Annotated in this window: 16 protein-coding genes; 9 read left to right on the top strand and 7 right to left on the bottom strand. The window is 68.4% G+C overall.

Annotation, left to right across the window (positions count from 1 at the left end; all coding sequences use genetic code 11):
* Positions 1 to 77: 77 nt before the first annotated feature.
* Entirely contained in the window at positions 78 to 1,475 is a 1,398-nt protein-coding gene (locus DMR_RS19965) for an SLC13 family permease (RefSeq protein WP_148208496.1), read from the top strand.
* On the opposite strand, the gene DMR_RS19960 is transcribed toward DMR_RS19965, so the two are convergent.
* Positions 1,472 to 2,494 (bottom strand): sensor domain-containing diguanylate cyclase, encoded by a 1,023-nt coding sequence (locus DMR_RS19960; RefSeq protein ID WP_015862857.1) that lies wholly within the window; start codon positions 2,492 to 2,494, stop codon positions 1,472 to 1,474. The two genes, DMR_RS19965 and DMR_RS19960, sit on opposite strands and share 4 nt — an antisense overlap.
* A gap of 139 nt (positions 2,495 to 2,633) precedes the next feature.
* Here DMR_RS19960 and DMR_RS19955 point away from each other — a divergent pair, with 139 nt between their 5' ends.
* Positions 2,634 to 3,377: a hypothetical protein gene (locus DMR_RS19955; RefSeq protein ID WP_015862856.1), complete on the top strand. Its 744-nt coding sequence runs from the start codon at positions 2,634 to 2,636 to the stop codon at positions 3,375 to 3,377.
* 223 nt (positions 3,378 to 3,600) lie between these two features.
* Here DMR_RS19955 and DMR_RS19950 read toward each other — a convergent pair whose 3' ends face one another.
* The 3 genes from DMR_RS19950 to DMR_RS19940 form a co-directional block, all read right to left on the bottom strand.
* Positions 3,601 to 4,023 carry an STAS domain-containing protein gene (locus DMR_RS19950; RefSeq protein ID WP_015862855.1) on the bottom strand — a complete coding sequence of 141 codons (423 nt, stop codon included), beginning with the start codon at positions 4,021 to 4,023 and terminating at the stop codon, positions 3,601 to 3,603.
* 92 nt (positions 4,024 to 4,115) lie between these two features.
* Positions 4,116 to 4,352, bottom strand: a complete 237-nt coding sequence (locus DMR_RS19945) for a hypothetical protein (protein ID WP_006919989.1) — start codon at positions 4,350 to 4,352, stop codon at positions 4,116 to 4,118.
* 131 nt (positions 4,353 to 4,483) lie between these two features.
* Positions 4,484 to 5,146: a CBS and ACT domain-containing protein gene (locus DMR_RS19940; RefSeq protein WP_015862854.1), complete on the bottom strand. Its 663-nt coding sequence runs from the start codon at positions 5,144 to 5,146 to the stop codon at positions 4,484 to 4,486.
* Positions 5,147 to 5,300: 154 nt separating this feature from the next.
* On the opposite strand from DMR_RS19940, the gene DMR_RS19935 reads away from it, so the two are divergent.
* Positions 5,301 to 6,512: a zinc-dependent alcohol dehydrogenase gene (locus DMR_RS19935; protein ID WP_015862853.1), complete on the top strand. Its 1,212-nt coding sequence runs from the start codon at positions 5,301 to 5,303 to the stop codon at positions 6,510 to 6,512.
* 133 nt (positions 6,513 to 6,645) lie between these two features.
* On the opposite strand, the gene DMR_RS19930 is transcribed toward DMR_RS19935, so the two are convergent.
* The 3 genes from DMR_RS19930 to DMR_RS19920 form a co-directional block, all read right to left on the bottom strand.
* On the bottom strand, positions 6,646 to 9,855 hold the full coding sequence (locus DMR_RS19930) for an ATP-binding protein (RefSeq protein ID WP_015862852.1): 3,210 nt from the start codon (positions 9,853 to 9,855) through the stop codon (positions 6,646 to 6,648).
* A 138-nt stretch (positions 9,856 to 9,993) separates the two neighbouring features.
* Positions 9,994 to 10,470: a C40 family peptidase gene (locus DMR_RS19925; protein ID WP_015862851.1), complete on the bottom strand. Its 477-nt coding sequence runs from the start codon at positions 10,468 to 10,470 to the stop codon at positions 9,994 to 9,996.
* 188 nt (positions 10,471 to 10,658) lie between these two features.
* Complete coding sequence (locus DMR_RS19920) at positions 10,659 to 11,435, bottom strand: MBL fold metallo-hydrolase (protein WP_015862850.1); 777 nt, start codon at positions 11,433 to 11,435, stop codon at positions 10,659 to 10,661.
* A gap of 200 nt (positions 11,436 to 11,635) precedes the next feature.
* Here DMR_RS19920 and DMR_RS19915 point away from each other — a divergent pair, with 200 nt between their 5' ends.
* The 6 genes from DMR_RS19915 to DMR_RS19890 all read left to right on the top strand — a co-directional run bounded on the left by DMR_RS19915 (position 11,636) and on the right by DMR_RS19890 (position 16,300).
* Positions 11,636 to 12,688: a class I fructose-bisphosphate aldolase gene (locus tag DMR_RS19915; RefSeq protein ID WP_015862849.1), complete on the top strand. Its 1,053-nt coding sequence runs from the start codon at positions 11,636 to 11,638 to the stop codon at positions 12,686 to 12,688.
* A gap of 232 nt (positions 12,689 to 12,920) precedes the next feature.
* Entirely contained in the window at positions 12,921 to 13,421 is a 501-nt protein-coding gene (locus DMR_RS19910) for a periplasmic heavy metal sensor (protein WP_015862848.1), read from the top strand.
* Between the two features lie 13 nt (positions 13,422 to 13,434).
* Positions 13,435 to 14,025, top strand: coding sequence for an RNA polymerase sigma factor (locus DMR_RS19905; protein WP_015862847.1), 591 nt, complete (start codon positions 13,435 to 13,437; stop codon positions 14,023 to 14,025).
* Positions 14,026 to 14,035: 10 nt separating this feature from the next.
* Positions 14,036 to 14,647 carry a hypothetical protein gene (locus DMR_RS19900; protein WP_015862846.1) on the top strand — a complete coding sequence of 204 codons (612 nt, stop codon included), beginning with the start codon at positions 14,036 to 14,038 and terminating at the stop codon, positions 14,645 to 14,647.
* 8 nt (positions 14,648 to 14,655) lie between these two features.
* Positions 14,656 to 15,465 carry a Spy/CpxP family protein refolding chaperone gene (locus tag DMR_RS19895; RefSeq protein ID WP_043602049.1) on the top strand — a complete coding sequence of 270 codons (810 nt, stop codon included), beginning with the start codon at positions 14,656 to 14,658 and terminating at the stop codon, positions 15,463 to 15,465.
* 133 nt (positions 15,466 to 15,598) lie between these two features.
* On the top strand, positions 15,599 to 16,300 hold the full coding sequence (locus DMR_RS19890; RefSeq protein ID WP_015862844.1) for a superoxide dismutase: 702 nt from the start codon (positions 15,599 to 15,601) through the stop codon (positions 16,298 to 16,300).
* Positions 16,301 to 16,330: the final 30 nt, after the last annotated feature.

The raw sequence follows: 16,330 nt of genomic DNA, 5'->3' as shown, positions 1-16,330 counted from the left end.
CGCGCCCTGGCTTTTTCCCGCCTCTTGGCAGGCCGGGCGGATTGCCGCATGGTGGCCCGAACGCCAGGGAGCCGTCCATGTCCCCACCCTCCGCCGTCGCCGCCATGTCCTCTCGCCAGACCCTGGCCCTGGCCGCCATGGCCGCCGTGGCCGGGCTGCTCGTCTGGCCGTTTTCGCCCGTGGATTCCCTGGTCCGGGCCGGTTGCCTGACGCTTTTGGCCATCGCCTTGTGGACCACGGGCTGGCTGCCGCCCTGGCTCACGGCCCTGGCCTTTTTCACCCTAGGCATGATCGGCAAGGTCGCGCCGGCCGGAGTGGTTTTTGCCGGGTTCGCCTCCTCGGCCGTCTGGCTGGTGTTTTCCGGGGCGGTCCTGGGCGAGGCCATGCGCCACACAGGCCTCGCCCAGCGTCTGGCCGACCGGCTGGCCCCGGCCCTTTGCCCCTCCTATGCCCGGGCCGTGGCCGGAACCACGCTGTTTAGCGCCGCCATGCTCTTTGTCATGCCCTCGGCCATGGGCCGGGCCATGCTGCTGTTGCCCATCCTGGCCTCCCTGGCCGACCGCCTGGGTTTTGCCCCGGGCCTGCGGGCCCGTCACGGGCTTATCCTCGGCGGCCTGTTCGGCACCTATCTGCCGGCCACCACCGTGCTGCCGGCCAACATCCCCAACAACGTCCTGGTCGGGTCCATGGAATCGGTCCTGGGCGTCGTGCCCAGCTACGGGGCCTATTTCCTGCTCCATTTTCCCATTCTCGGAGCCTTGCGCACGGTCTTGCTCATTGGCTTGCTGGTCCTGCTCTACCGGGACGGCTCGTCGCGGCCGGCCCGGGTCGCGCCCGCCCCGAGGGAACCGGCCAGTTTGCCCCAGCGCCGTCTGGGCTGGCTGCTGGCCGTGTCGGTGGCCTTGTGGTCCAGCGACGCCTGGCACCACATCCCGGCCGCCTGGGTCGGCATGGCCGCGGCCCTGGCCTGCCTCTATCCGGGCAGCGGCCTGCTGCCGGCCGACGCCTTCGGCAAGCTGCGCTTCGAAGCGATTTTCTACGTGGCCGGCATCGTGAGCCTGGGGGCGGTGGCCGACGCCTCGGGCCTGGGCGCGGCCCTGGCCAGGCAGGCTCTGGACGTGCTGCCGCTGTCCCCGGACGCGCCGGGGCTGGCCTTTGCCCTGCTGGCCGGGCTGGCCACGGTGGTGGGCCTTGGCGTCACCTTGCCCGGCGTGCCGCCGGTCGTGACGCCGCTGGTCCCGGATCTGGCCCGGGCCGTGGGCTGGACGCCCATGGCCGTAGCCATGACCGAAGTGGTGGGATTTTCCTCGGTGATTTTGCCCTATCAGGCCCCGCCGCTGGTGGTGGCCATCCAGTCGGGGTATCTGCCCGGGCGCGACGTCGTGCGCTTTTGCCTGCTGACCAGCGCCCTCACCATCTTTGCTTTATGGCCGCTGGACTATTGGTGGTGGCGCTGGCTCGGAGTGGTGGGCTAGGGGGCGCCCGCCGCCACATCCCCGGCCCTGCGCCAGCCGTTGCGGCCGGCCTTCTTGGCCGCGTACATGGCCGCGTCGGCCAGCCGCAACAGCTCGCCGCCGCGCGTCGCGTCGTCCGGGTAAAAGGCCACTCCGACGCTGCCGCCCAACCGACACACCGCGCCCCGTGCCTCGAACGGTTCGGCCAGGGCCGACACCATCTTGGCGGCGATGGCCGTTGCGTTGTCCGGTTCGCCGATGCCCGGCGTCACGGCCACGAACTCGTCGCCGCCAAGGCGCGCCACCGTGTCCGAACGCCGCACGCAGCCGGCGATGCGCTTGGCCGCCATGGCCAAGACCACATCGCCCACCTCGTGGCCGTGCGCGTCGTTGACCTCCTTGAACCGATCCAGATCGATGAAATAGACCGCCACCCGCTCCTCGCGCCTTTCGGCCTGGCCGATGGCCTGGCGCAGCCGGTCCATGTACAGCGCCCGGCCAGGCAACCCGGTCAGGCCGTCATGGAGCGAAAGCCGCGTGAACAACTCCTCGGCTCGCTTGCGCTCGGTGATGTCGTTGATGATGCCGTCATAGGCCACAAGCTGGCCGGCGGCGTCGAAACGCAGCACCGGCGTGTTGCGCACATGGCGCACCGTGCCGTCCTTGTGGATGATGCGGTGCTCGAAAGGCCCGGTGTCCTCGCCGGCCAGCAGACGGGCTGCGTTTTCCAGCACCAGGGGCCGGTCCTCCGGCGGGGCCATGTCCAGCCACAGCATGGGGTTGGCCCGGTACTCGTCGGCCGTGTAGCCGGTGACCGCCTCGCAGTTGGGGCCGTGGTCCGTGGCCACCGCCCGGCCGCCTTGCACCGTCACCGTATAGACATAGTCCGTCACCGATTCGAGGAGCCGGCGATAGCGTTCCTCGCCCTGCCGCAACACCCGCTCCGTTTCCTGCAACCGGTCCCGCTCGGCTTCCAGATCGGCCACGCGACGCCGCAAGACCGCGACCTCGGTCCGCAACTCCGCCCCGTCGTCCACCATAGCGCACCTCCAGGCTGGGCCACTCGACGCTAGCCCAAAAACATGCCGCTGTCACCGCGCCGACCGCCGTCCCTTGCCAAGCCAGGCCCCAAGGCGTACCAGCAGGCAAAGGGAAACCTGCATCCCCGGAGCGTTCACCATGGCCATCGGGTCCGACTACGCCGACGATCTCAAAAACGAAGTGCTCAGCGAAATGGCGGATAATTTCTTTTCCCGCCGCTGCCGTCTCGACGAACGCCTGGAAAACTTCGCCTCCCTGCTCGAACGCGTTAAACGTCGGGCCACGCCCGCCGTCGATGCCGTCCAGAACCTACGCCGGCTGCTCCTGTGCCGCCCCGAAGCCGACGCGTTCTTGCAAAGCCTGGGCATCGACGCCGTGACCCTCGCCCCAGCCTGCCAAATACCGACCAGCGCCAAACCCCTGGCCCTGACCGCCGCCGGCCGCTACCGCAAGGCCGTGCTGCGCGCCTACGCCGTCATGCGAAACGCCGTCGAAACCTACAACGACGGCGGCTATGTCTCCGATCCCCGCCAGCCCGGCCGAAAAATGGCCGCTCCGGGCTACAATCTCCTCCACAGCGTCGCCGAAAGCATCAACGCCGAAATCGAAGCCGTCAATTCCAGCCAATGCCCGTCCGACATGCTGCGTTTCTCCCGGTCCCTCGACCCCGGCCGCCTGGACCAGGAAAGCGCCTGCGGCTGCGTCGGCGACCTGTGCAGCTTAAACGACGACCTCGCCTACAAACCCCTCGATCCCGCCACCTTCGGCGTGCCCCACCTGCCCACGCCGCCGCCGCTCGAAGAGATCGAGGAGCGCCTGACGACCCTGGCCGACGCCGTGCGCCAAAGCGACCCCAAGGGCGCGGATGCGGCGTTGGGGTAAGGGTAAGGTTGAAGCGGGGAGGGAAGGTGGAGGATAGGTGAAGGGAAGGCGAAGAGTGCCTCCGGCGGCCGGGGGGCTCAGCCCCCCGGACCCCTGGATAGGGGGATGGTCAACCGGTTGAGAGGGATGTCGGCGGGCGGCAGGCCCGAGAGAAGAGCGGGAGCGCCATGTGGGGTTTCCAAAGGGGCTCAGCCCCTTTGGCCGCCGGAGGCACTCTTCGCCTTTATAGGTCGCTGGCCAGGAGCAGTTCTTCCTGGTCCATGTCGGGGTGCAGGTCGTAGGCGATCTGAAAAAAGGCGTGCAGGTCGCGCAGCCGCAGTTCGTCGGCCACGGCGGGGCAGGGGTTGGCCAGGATGAGGCGGCGGCCTTTGGTGGCCAGGGCGGTTTGCAGCCGCACCAGCGCGCCGACGCCGCTGCTGTCGATGCTGGGCGTCTGGGTCAGGTCCAGGACGCTGACGGCGTAGCGGCCGATGGTGGCGGCTTCGAGGACGGCGGTTTCGAGTCCCAGGGCGGCGGGGTTGCCCAGCGGCCCGTCGGAGCGGGCCCAAAGGACGCCGTGGCGGTTGGTGATGGCTATGCGGCTCATGATCTGGGTATATCCGTGGCTGGCCGTGTCGGCCGCGTCGATGGGGCAGGATAGCCGCAAGCCGGCGCGGCGCGCAAGGGGAAAGGCCGAATCATGAAAGAGTGTTCACCTGGGGCGGGGGAGGGGGACCGCCGGCCGGGCCGGCGGTCGGCTTAGAACTTGTACCAGGCCAGCAGATTGAAGGACTGGTAGCCGTTGTCCGGGTCTTCGGCGTAGCGGCAGCCGAGGCTGTTGTCCTCGTCTTTGTTGCGGATATCGCAATTGGAATTGCGGAAAAACGTGCATTCGTTGTTGTTGCACACGAGTATTTCGCCCCAGCCGGATTCCGGCGGTCCGATCCAGGATTGGAGTTTGGCTTGGCAGTGGGGGCAATAGCGGTCTTCAAGCATGTGGTGGCGCTCCTTGGCGGCGTGGTCCGGCGGTTGCCGGGACCCATGGGCACAATAAGCATGATCCCGCCGCCGTCAACCATGGGGCGACGGCGGCGGGACCGGCTGGCTCAGGCTGGAAGTCGTGGGGCTTACATGACGTCCTTGGCCCAGTAGAGCAGGTTGTGGTTGGCCTTGAGGCGGGCGACCACATCCTGGGCCTTGGCGTCGTCCATGGGGCGCACGCGGATGTAGACCTTGCGGGTTTCCGGGGCGTCGTCGTCGTAATTAGTGAGGATGCTTAAGATGCGCACATCGTGGGCCTTGAGGTCGTCGAGGATGGACTTGAGGCTGCCGGCGACGTTGGGCAGTTCGAAGGCGAACTGGAGGCCGCCGCTTAACACGCCGGTGATGCTGACGAGGACCTTGAAGATGTCGCTGTCGGTGATGACGCCGACGACCAGGCCCTTGGCGTCGACCACGGGCATGCCGCCGACGTTGTGGCGCAGCATGAGCACGGCGGCTTTTTCCACGGTGTCGTCGGGGCTGACGCTGATGACCGTTTTGGTCATGATGTCGCCGACCTTGATTTCGGACAGCAGGTAGTACAGCTCGTGCATGTCCAGGGTGGTGGCCTTGGAGGGGGAGGCCTCCTTGACGTCGCGGTCGGTGATGATGCCGACGAGGCGGCCGTCGTCGTCGACCACGGGCAGGCGGCCGTAGCCGTTTTCCTTCATGAGCTTGGCGGCCTTCATGATGGAGGTGGTCGCCTTGGCCGTGACCGGGGTCTTGCTCATCCAATCCTTAATCAGCATGTGCGTCTCCTTGACGGTCCCTTGAGGGCGGGCCGTTTGTGGTATAAGGCCCGGAGGTCGCGCGACGCGGCGGCGTCGGGACAGTTGCTTTGAGCTATACGTGTTTCCGCCATTATTTCAAGCCATTCCAGGCAGTCCAAAAAGGAAAATATCCATGCAGGCCCTTCTTTATCGTCGCAGCGTCTGGCGCTATCTGGCCTGCGCCGCCGCCGCCAAACTGGCTCCCCGGCGTTTTTTTCCTTCCCTGGCCCCGCTTTCCCTGGAAACCGTGCCCTTTGACCCGCCAAAAGGCTGGCTGCCGCTGGTTCCCCGGCTGTGCGGCATCTGCGGTTCCGATTTGGGGCTGTTGCGCGGGGCCGAGTCGCCCTTGCTCGAACCTTACGCCAGTCTGCCCTTTATTCTGGGCCACGAGATGGTGGCCACCCTGGCGCAGGACGCGCCGGAACTCGGGCTGGCCGCCGGGGCGCGGGTGGTGGTGGAGCCGGGGCTGCCGTGCGAGACGCGAAATCTGCCGCCCTGCCGCAGCTGCCGGGAGGGGCGCTACAACCGTTGCGAGCGTTTTCTGGACGGCGATCTGCCGCCGGGGTCATTTCTGGGGTTCACCAACCGGGCCGGCGGGGCCATGGCCACGCGCACGGCGGCCCACCCGTCGCGCATCCTGCCCGTGCCGGAGGGCCTTGCCGACGAGGAGGCGGTGCTGACCGACTCCCTGGCCTCGGCGCTCCAGCCGGTGCTGGACCATTATCCGGCCGACGGGGCCACTGTGCTGGTCATTGGCGCGGGCATCGTCGGGCAGCATGTGGTGCGCTGCCTCAAAGCCCTGGGCGGCGATTTCCGGGTGCTCGTGGCGGCGCGCCACGGCAAGCAGGCCGAGCTGGCCCGGGCCGGCGGGGCCGACGACGTCATCGCCGCCCGCTCCCGTCGGGAGCTGGCCGAGGCCCTGGGTGCGCGCTATCTGCCGACGACCCTGGGCGGCGGCAACATCGAGGGCGGGGCGGACGTGGTGTTCGACTGCGTGGGCGGTTCGCGCACCTTTGGCGACGCCCTGGTCGCCCTGGCGGCCGGCGGGCGCTACGTCATGGTGGGGGCCGGGGCGAGCCTGACCGGCGTTGACGTGTCGAGCCTGTGGTTTCGGGAGCTGACCGTGGCCGGCTCGTCGGGCTGCGCCACCGGGCCGGACCCGCGCCGGGGGGGGGAGCGCGTGCGCACCTCAGCCCTGGCCCTGGAGCTCTTGGCCTCGGGGACCTATCCCACGGCCGGGCTGCTCAGCCATCTGTTTCCGCTGGCCCGCTGGCGCGAGGCCTTTGGCGCGGCCTTTGACAAGCGCGCCTCGGGCAGCGTCAAGGTGGCCTTCGACCTGCGCTGAGGCGGGGCGGAAATTGTATTTGGGGCTGCGGAAATCGGCGGGAAAACCGGCTGGCGCGTCTCGGGACCGGGGCAGCCGGGCAAGCGTCGCGTCTGGCCAGGCCGACGAGCCTTTTCTGTCGGGAAGCCTGTCGTCACTCCGGCGGGCAGCGCCAGCCGTCCAGGGCCTGCCGGGTCTTGGCCCAGAGTCCGTCGAGGTCGTCCAGGAGGCGGTCGGCTTCCGGGCGCTGGTTGGCCCGCAGGGCCTTTTCCAGGGCCTTGGCCGCGTTGCGGGCGGCAAACGCCCCGACCGTGGCGGCCGTGGCCTTGAAGGTGTGGGCGGCCAGGGCGGCTTTGTCCCATTGGCCGGCCGTCATGGCCTGGCGGATATCGTCCAGCCGCCGGTTCGCCTCCTCGAAGCTCGTACGCAAAAGCCCCCGGAATTGCGGCCAGGTAAGCCCCATGTTTTCCTTGGCCTGCTCCGGGACGAAGAGTGCCGATTCCGGTGGCGAGCCGGACGGCGCAGACGGGGGCCGGGCCGGGAGCCGGGGCGGTTCGCGGCGCAGGGCGTCCAGGGTGGCTTCCAGGGCGCGGTAGTTGACGGGTTTGGTCACGAAACCGTCCATGCCGGCTTCCAGGCATTGCTGGCGCACATCTTCCACGGCGTGGGCGGTGACGGCGATGATGGGCACGGTGGGGTCCAGGACCGGCGTCCCCAGGGGCGCGCCGGCCCGGATGGCGCTGGTGGCCTCGATGCCGTCGATCTCCGGCATCTCGATGTCCATGAGCACGGCGTCGAAGCGTTCCTGGGCCAGACAGGCGAAGGCTTCCCGGGCTGATTCGGCCACGGTGAGGTCATGACCCATGCGGCCCATGTGCAGCCGGGTGACGGCGGCGTTGAGGGCATTGTCTTCAACCAGTAAGATGCGCAAGGGCCCCGGTGCGGCCTTGGCGTTTGCGGTCTCCAGGGGCGCGGGCGGCACGGCGGCGGCGTTGCCTGGCAGCAAAAAGACGGTGAAGGCGAAGCGGCTGCCGGCTCCCTGGCGGCTGGTGACCCCGATATGGCCGCCCATGCGTTCCACCAGTTCCTTGGAGATGGCCAGCCCCAGGCCCGTGCCGCCGAAGCGGCGGGCGGCCTTGCCCGGCCCCTGGTTGAAGCGCTCGAAGAGTTCCGAGGCCCGGGTCGGGTCCAGGCCGATGCCGGTGTCGGTCACGGCCACGGCCAGCCCTATCCGTCCGGCCGGGGTCTGGTCGGCCGGCACGGTCTCCACCGTGACGGCAACCGACCCGGCGGCGGTGAATTTGACGGCGTTGCCCAGGAGATTGAGCAGGATCTGGCGCAAACGGCCGGGATCGCCGCGAAGGGCGGCCGGCACGTTCGGGGCGATGGTTGCGCTCAGGGCCAGCCTTTTCTGGCTGGCGACCAGTTCCACGGCCCGGAGGGCTTCGGCCACCAGGGCGCGCGGATCGAAGTGGCGGCGTTCAAGGACGAGCTTGCCGGCTTCGATCTTGGAAAAGTCGAGGATGTCGTTGACCACGCCGAGCAGATGCCCGGCGGATTCGCGGATGGCCCGCAGATGGTCGATCTGTTCCGGGGCGGCCTGGCCTTCCAGGAGCGCGTCGGACAGGCCGATGACGGCGTTTAAGGGGGTGCGGATTTCGTGGCTCATGACGGCCAGGAAGGCGCCCTTGGCCCGGGAAGCTTCCTCGGCCTGGTCGCGGGCCTGTTCCAGGTGTTGCTGGCGGCGTTTTTCCTCGGTGATGTCGTCGAAGGCCCAGACCACGGAAATGGTCGGGGCTTCGGGCCGCACGGACTTGCCGTGCAGGCGCAGCCAGATCATTTCGCCGTCGCCGCGTTGCACCTGGCATTCCCGGCGGGTGAAGCCTTGGGTGACGAAATCGTGGTCGCTTGACTCGGCCAGGCTTTGGTAGACGGCGGCATCAGGGATGAGCACGGCGATGGACTGGCCGAGGATGGCCTCGCGGGTATAGCCGAGCAGCGCCGCCCCTTGGGCGTTGATGTCGGTGCAGACGGCGTTTTCCGTGGTGGCCAGGCCGATGCGGGTGTTGCCGAGCAGGGCGTCGCGCTGGGCCAGTGTCTGGCGCAGTTCGGCCTCGGTGCGCCGGCGGGCAGTGACATCTACATAGGAAAACACCCGGCCGATGTAGACGCCGTCCTGGAGGATGGGGCCGCTGCGGCGTTCGATGTAGCGGCCGTCGCTGGTGGCGTGGCAGGTCTCGGCCATGGACTTGCCGTCGAGCATGAGGGTGCGAAAGCCGCTGGCCACGGCATCCGGATCGGCCAGTTTCTCCAGAAACGGCTTGAAGCGGTCCATGGGCTCAGGACGTTGCGCCCAATTCTCGGGCAGATCCCAGAGGTCGAGGAAGCGGCGGTTGCAGACCAGCACCTCGCGGTCCGAGTTGGCCGACACGCACAGCACGGCCTCGGCCGTGGATTCGAGGATGGCCCGGTACAGGGCCAGATGGCGCGACAAGCTGTCCTCGGCCCGGGTGCGGGCCGTAATTTCCGTGGTCAGGCGGGCGTTGGTCCGGGCCAGTTCGGCCGTGCGCTCATCCACCCGGCGGGCCAGCAGCAGCCGGTGCTCCTCGACCTCGGTCCGGGATTCCCCAAGCCAGCGCGAGGTTTCCCGCAGTCGGGCCGACATGGCGTTAAAGGCCGCGCCCAGCCGGCCCAGGGCATCGCCTCCGGCCACGGGCACGGTCTGGTCCAGATCGCCGGCTTCCACGGCTTCCAGGGCCTGGCGCAGGGTGTTGACCGGCCGCAGCACGAACAGATGGAGCATGGCGTTTAAGACCAGGGCCAGGAAAACATAGGCTCCGGCCACGGCCAGGCCGAAGATGGTCCAGACCCGTCCGCCGGTCAGGGCGCTGTCCTTGAGGGCGTAGCGCAGGCGCAGGAAACCGGCGATCTCGCCTTCGCCGTGGATCGGTTCGATGAGGGTGGCGAGCAGGTGGTCGTTTTCGGCGGTGACGCTGAAAATCCGGGTCTCGGGCAGGGCGCCGTCGGTTTGGCTGGCCAGGGGCGCGGGCGCGCCCGTGCCGGCGTCGGCCAGAAGGATTCCGGCCGCGGAAAACAGGCTGGCTTCGATGACGCCGTCCACCTGGACCATGCGGTCCAGTATGACCTGGGCGGCGCTTATGGCTTGGGCGGTCTGGAGCAGCGGGGCCAGGGCTTCCAGGCGGTGGGCGGCCAGCACCCCGAGCAGGGTGCGGGTGCGGGTGCGGGCGGCCTCCAGGCGATCCTGGATGGACAGGTGCAGCACGCCGCCAAAAGCGGCGGCGGCGGCCAAGAAAGCGAGCAGGATGGCTGCATTGAGTTTGAGTCGCAAGGATGCGCGGCGCATGGGTGTCCCGCCGCTGGCCCGGAACCCGGGAGCCTGGCGGCGGACCGGGCGCGCCGTGGCGGCCTACAGTATGAATTTCTAGCTTTCTTAAAGACAAACCGGAAAAGCTGTCAAAGGCTTTCCCGGTTGTCCTGATCGTTACTGTGTTACCCTGTTCGCCGCGTAATAACTGGATTTCCAGTATGGCGCCCAGATCGTCTCCTGGCGCACCCGGCCACCCCGGGAGGGGCTGTGGATGAAGCCGCCGTGGCCGTCGAAAATGCCAACATGCAGGCTCGAAAGTGCCCCGGAAGGGGCGAAAAAGACCAGATCCCCGGCCCGAAGCTCCTCTTTGCGCACCGGGCGGCCGGCCATGAGCTGGTCCTGGGTGCGCCGGGGCAGGCGGATGCCGTGGCGGGCGTAGACCCATTTGACGAAACCTGAACAATCAAAGCCTTCGCCGGGGGTTTCCCCGGCCGGGCGGTAGGGTACGCCAATGAGTTCCCGGGCAGTCTCCAGCACCGTGCCCGTTGCCGGCGGCGGCGCGAAGGGAGCCCGGTCGGCCACGGAAAAGGCGCAGCCGCCAAGGAAGAGGGCGAAGCAGGCCAGCAGGGCGAGACGACAAACAACGAACATGGTCCCGGACCTCCGTCCCGGGAATCAGCAAATCCCGTGCCGCCGCAGGCTCAGGCTACGCCCCGGCCGTGGTTCCCGGCGTTGCGCCCGGCTCTTGCCCGGGGGGGCTGCCCCGGCCGGTCGGGCCAGCTCCCGACGTCGCGCCGGTTCGGCCAGGAGCCTGCCCTGCCGCGTACTTGGCAGCCGCCTCAGCGCAGATCGCGCACCCGCACCTCGATGCCCGAGCCGGCCAGCAGCTCCACCAGCCGGGCCGGGTCGGTCTCGCCGTAGTGGTACGGGTAGAGCGCCTTTTTCGGCTGCAAGGTCAGTCCGGCGGCGGCGGCCATTTCCGGCGTCATCGTATAGGGCAGGTTCATGGGGACAAAGGCGACGTCCACCCCGGCCAGGGCGGCCATTTCCGGGATGTCCTCGGTGTCGCCGGCCACGTAGACCCGTACGTCGCCAAAGGTCAGGACATAGCCGTTGCCCCGGCCCTTGGGGTGGAAGTGCTCGCCGGTGTCGCGCTTGTGTTTGATGTTGTAGGCCGGCACGGCGGCGATGGGGATGCCCAGGACCTCGGTTGTTTCGCCGTTTTTGAGCGCCGTGCCCCGGCCGAGCTTTTCCCGCACGACTTCGCTGACCACCAGGGGCGTGTCCGGCCCGGCCACGGCGGCCAGCGCCGCCGGGTCCAGGTGGTCGCCGTGCTCGTGGGTGATAAGGACCAGATCGGCCTTGGGCATGGCCGCGTAGTCGCCGACCTTGCCGTAGGGATCGACGTAGATGGTCTTGCCGGCGAAGGCAAAGGCCAGGGAGCCGTGGCCGATAAAGCGCAGGGTGAGGGGACCGGCGCTGGTCTCGATGGTGTCTTGCGTGGGTATGGGCGTGGCCTTGGGGGCGGTCCCCGGGGCGTCGGCTGGGGCTGCGGCCACGGCCGGAGCGCTAAGCGTGAGAACCAGGGCCAGGGTCAGGACGGTTTCGAGCAGCATGGCGGACCTCCTTGGATACTTGGCTATAGATCGGGCCGGGGGGCGGGGGCAAGCCGCCGCCATCGGCCGCCGCCGGTTCGTCGCCGGGCCGCCCCGCCGCCGACGCCCGGCCCGGGCAGGGAAAAAAGGCGTTTTGGGGTTGTGAACAAGGCGGCGTTTGCCCTAGTGTTGCCCGTAACCTGCCAAAGGAGGCGGCCCGTATGATCCAAGCCATCACCGGATACCTCGGCGACTCGGCCGAGAGCCTGCTTGCCCACGTTTGCCGGACCATCCCCAAGGAGTCCCTGCACCTGCCCGGTCCGGACTACCTCGATACGATTTTCACGGCCACCGACCGGCCCGTGCCGGTCATCCGGTCCATGGCCGCCATGTACGGCCACGGCCGCCTGGCCGGGACCGGCTACCTGTCCATCCTGCCCGTGGACCAGGGCATTGAACATTCGGCCGCGGCCTCGTTCGCCCCCAACCCGATCTATTTCGACCCGGAAAACATCGTCAAACTGGCCATCGAGGCCGGCTGCAACGCCGTGGCCTCGACCCTGGGCGTGTTGGGGTCGGTGGCCCGCAAATACGCCCACAAGATTCCCTTTATTCTCAAGATCAACCACAACGAGCTGCTGTCCCTGCCGGCCATCCACGACCAGACCTTGTTCGCCTCGGTGGAGCAGGCCTACGACATGGGCGCGGCGGCCGTGGGGGCAACGGTCTATTTCGGCTCGCCCGAATGCCGCCGCCAGATCCAGGAGATCTCCGAAGCCTTTGCCCGGGCCCACGAACTGGGCATGGCCGCCATCCTCTGGGCCTATCTGCGCAATCCCGCGTTTGTCAAAAACGGCGTGGACTACCACACCTCGGCCGATCTCACCGGCCAGGCCAACCACCTGGCCGCTACCATCGGCGCGGACATCGTCAAGCAGAAGCAACCAACGAATAACGGCGGCTACACCGCCGTGGGCTTCGGCAAGACCGACAAGCGCGTCTACAGCGAGCTGACTACCGACCATCCCATCGACCTCACCCGCTATCAGGTGGCCAACTGCTTCATGGGCCGCATCGGGCTGATCAATTCCGGCGGCGCGTCGGGCGCGGCTGATTTCGCCGAAGCCGTGTCCACGGCCGTCATCAACAAGCGGGCCGGCGGCATGGGACTCATTTCCGGCCGCAAGGCCTTCCAGCGGCCCATGGCCGAGGGCGTCAAACTGTTAAACGCCATCCAGGACGTCTATCTGTGCCCCGAGGTCACCATCGCCTAAGGGCCGCGTCTGTTTCGCGGGCCGGGCGGGGGTTTGTTGGAAAACCGCGCCCGGCCCGTTGCCGGCCAAAAGCGTGGACGTTTCTGGAGGACGCGGCATGAGCCGGAAATGCTTACCGCGTTCGGGGCGGGTCGCCAGGGCCGTCCCGAATCTGTAACCAGCCGGGCGCTCCTCCCGACCAATCGCGCAAACGGACGGCCCCGCCGTCCCATCCCACGCGGGAGGTCATCCCATGAAGAAGCTTTGTTACGGACTGCTCACCCTGGCCATCCTGGTCGGCTCGGCCTTTGCCGTGGCCGCCGGCCCCGGACCGGGCGGTCCCGGCGGCCCCGGACCCGAAGGATTGCTTGACCGGCTGCTGTCGCTTAAGCTGACCGACGCCCAGAAACATGACGTGGCCGTGGTCCTCAAAAACAACCGCCAGGCCTTCGATGCCGGCATGGCCGCCATGCGCGAGGCCTTCGACGCCATGGGGCTGGTCATGCGCACCGAACCCGGCAACGAGGAGCGGGTGCGCCAGGCCAGCCGGGCCGTGGCTGCGGCCGGCGAGGACATGGCCGTGATGCGGGGCAAGGTCGAAGCCTCGGTGTTGGCCCTTTTGACCCCGGAGCAGCGCAAGCTGTGGGAAGAAACCCTGCCGCCGCGGCCCCCGCGCGACGCCAAGGAGCGCTTTCATGCCGGCCATGAGCTGGTCAATGAGTGGATTGATTCCCACGCCGGCAGGAACAGCTAAACCTCGGGGCGTTATGGGCGAGGCGGTGTTGGACATCGAGGATGCCCGGACGCTGAAGGCGATCCGGGCCGGCGAGGTGGACGCCTATGCCGCCATCGTGACCAAGTACCAGGGGCGCGTGGCCGGGATCGTTTCCGGCCACGCGCCCCGGGACCGGGTGGGCGAGCTGACCCATGAGGTGTTCGTGCGGGCCTACCGGTCCCTGGGCGGCTACCGGGGCGAGAGTCCCCTTGGCCACTGGCTGGCCAAGGTGGCGGTGCGCGCCTGCCACGACTTCTGGCGGGCCCAGTACCGGATCAAGGAACGGCCGGAGTCCGACCTGTCCGACGAGTGCCGGGCCTATGCCGAAGAGGTCGCGGCCCTGGCCACGGGCGAGGCGGCCGAGGACACGGCATCCCGGCGCGAGGCCGAGGAACTGCTGCGCTGGGCCCTGGACAAGTTGTCGGCCACGGACCGCATGGTGGTGACGCTGACCCACCTGGAAGAGCGGCCGGTGGCCGAGGCGGCCGAGATGTTGGGCTTAAGCGTCCCCAACGTGAAGGTGCGGGCCTTTCGGGCACGCAAAAAGCTTCGCGAACTGCTCGGCGACGTGCTTGGCGCGTAAGGAGGTATCCATGGACGGAAACAATTCCCGGCGTATCGACCGCCTGGAGGCGGCGCTTCGGGCGGCCCATGCCCGTCGCGAGGCCCCAGCCCCGGCCGAGGTCCCGGATATGGCCGCCTCGGTGTTGGCCGCCATCAAGGCCGCGCCGTCCCCCTCCGCTCCCTTGGCCGCCGAGGCCGGTAAGCGCCTTGGCCGGTTGGAGGACGTTTTGCGCGCGGCCCATGCCGGCCGCCCGACGCCTGCCGCCGACCCCGGCCTGGCCGACGCCGTCCTGGCTTCCATCAAGGCCGGCGAGACCGGCGTCTTGGACGTCCCGCCGTCGCGCCAGGAGCGCATCGACCGATTGGAAAGCGTTTTGCGCGCGGCTCATGCCGGCCGGCGGACGCCGCCCCTCGACGCCGGCTTGGCCGGTTCGGTGGTGGCCGCCATCCAGGCCGAGGACACCGCTCCCGAGGCCGAGGAGGCCCGGGTGCTGTGGCGCATGGCCGCCGGCGCGGGTTTTCTGGCCGCGGCCACGGTGCTTTTCGCCCTGGCCTTTGGTTCCGGTCTGGAAGACGAGCTGGGACGGCTGCTCTTTTATGATCCCAGCGGCCAGGTCGTCGTGTCGCTGTTGGGCGTGTAAGGTTGGTCATGCATCCGAAATTCGTAAAGATCATTGCCGGCGTCGTGCTTTTTGCCTCGGGCGCGGTGGTAGGCGTCGTCGGCTCCCGGCTGCTTGGAGAACGCGGCCCCTTGGCCCTCATGCACGGCGATCCACGCCATTTCGCCGCCATGGCCTTGCGGCGCATCACCAGCGATCTCGATCTCAGCCAGGAGCAGCAGGACAAGCTGCGGCCCATCATCATGGACACGACCCGGCAGATCATTGCTCTGCGCCGCGAGCAGGAACCGCGCATGCAGGAGCTCATCGACACGAGCATTCAATTGACCAAGGCGCTTTTGACGCCGGAACAGCGGGAAAAATTCGCCGACGTCATGGCCCGGCTGGAGGCCCGGCGCAAGGTCATGGACCGTCTCGGCCCGCCGCCTCCGCCTCCCGACGGCTTCGGCTCGCCGCCTGACGGCTTCGGTCCTCGCCATGGCCCGCCACCGCCGCCGGACCTGTTCGATCCGGAGTGGGATCTGCCGCCGCCGCCCCCGCCAGACGGCTTTGGTCCGCCGCCTGATGGTTTCGGCCCCCCCCCAGACGGCTTCGGCCCGCCGCGACCGGGCGGCCCTGGGCCGGGCTTCGGCCCGCCGCCTCGCCGGGACGCCTGGCCGGAGAAGACGCCTCGCCCGGATGGCGCAACCAGGCCGGCTGACAAGGCCGAGACCGACCCGGCCGCCGATTCGACCGGTAAGGCCGCCCCCGGCAATCCGCCTTCGGCGGCCGATGGTCCGCCTCCGGCCGATCCCCAGGGCCGGACGCTGCCCCCAAACGGCGACGCGCCGGCCAAGTAGCCTTTCCCCGTTCCCCTCTTCCGTATTTTGTGGCATAAGGGGCGCAATCCCCAGGCGGGCCGGCTCGCGCCGGCCCGCCCAACCGCCAACGCGCCGGGTGTCCGTCAGTCGCCCCGCGCAAGGAGGATGCGCCATGCCGAGTCCGTTGACCGTTTCCCGCCGCCAGGCCCTGCGTCTGGTGGCCGGCACGGGACTTTTTTTTATGGCCGGAGGGATGCTGCGTCCGTCATCGGCCGCAGCCGCCGCCTTCGAGGCTCCCAAACTGCCTTATGCCGAAAACGCCCTGGAGCCGGTCATTTCGGCCAGGACCGTGAGCTTTCATTACGGCAAGCACACCCTGGGCTATTTCGACAACGCCAACAAACTGGTGGCCGACACGCCCCTTGCCGGCCAACCCCTGGAAAAGGTCTTTTTGGAAGCAGCCAAGGACCAGAAGCTGGTGGGCCTATTCCGCAATGCGGCCCAGGCCTGGAACCACGTGTTCTACTGGAACGGGCTGTCGGCCGCCGGCGGCAAGCCTTCGGCCAAGCTGCAAAAGGCCATTGACACCTCCTTTGGCGGCCAGGAGGCCCTGAACAAGGCCCTGGCCGAGGCGGCCGTGGCCCAGTTCGGCAGCGGCTGGGCCTGGCTTGTGGCCGATCCCGCCGGCAAACTTTCCGTGGTCAAGACCGGCAACGCCGACAACCCCCTGCAGGAAGGCTTGAAGCCCCTGTGGGTCATCGATGTCTGGGAGCACGCCTACTATCTGGATTACCAGAACCGCCGGGCGGAATACGTCAAGGGCGTGCTGGAAAAGCTCGTCAATTGGGAGTTCGCTGCGCAGAACCTGGGCTAGCCGGCAAGGGCCCGGAAACGGGCGGGAAAA

Source organism: Solidesulfovibrio magneticus RS-1 (assembly GCF_000010665.1).
GTDB classification, from domain to species: Bacteria; Desulfobacterota; Desulfovibrionia; order Desulfovibrionales; family Desulfovibrionaceae; genus Solidesulfovibrio; species Solidesulfovibrio magneticus.
Note: the sequence above shows the minus strand (reverse complement) of the source record. Positions and strands in the feature narration are given on the sequence as shown.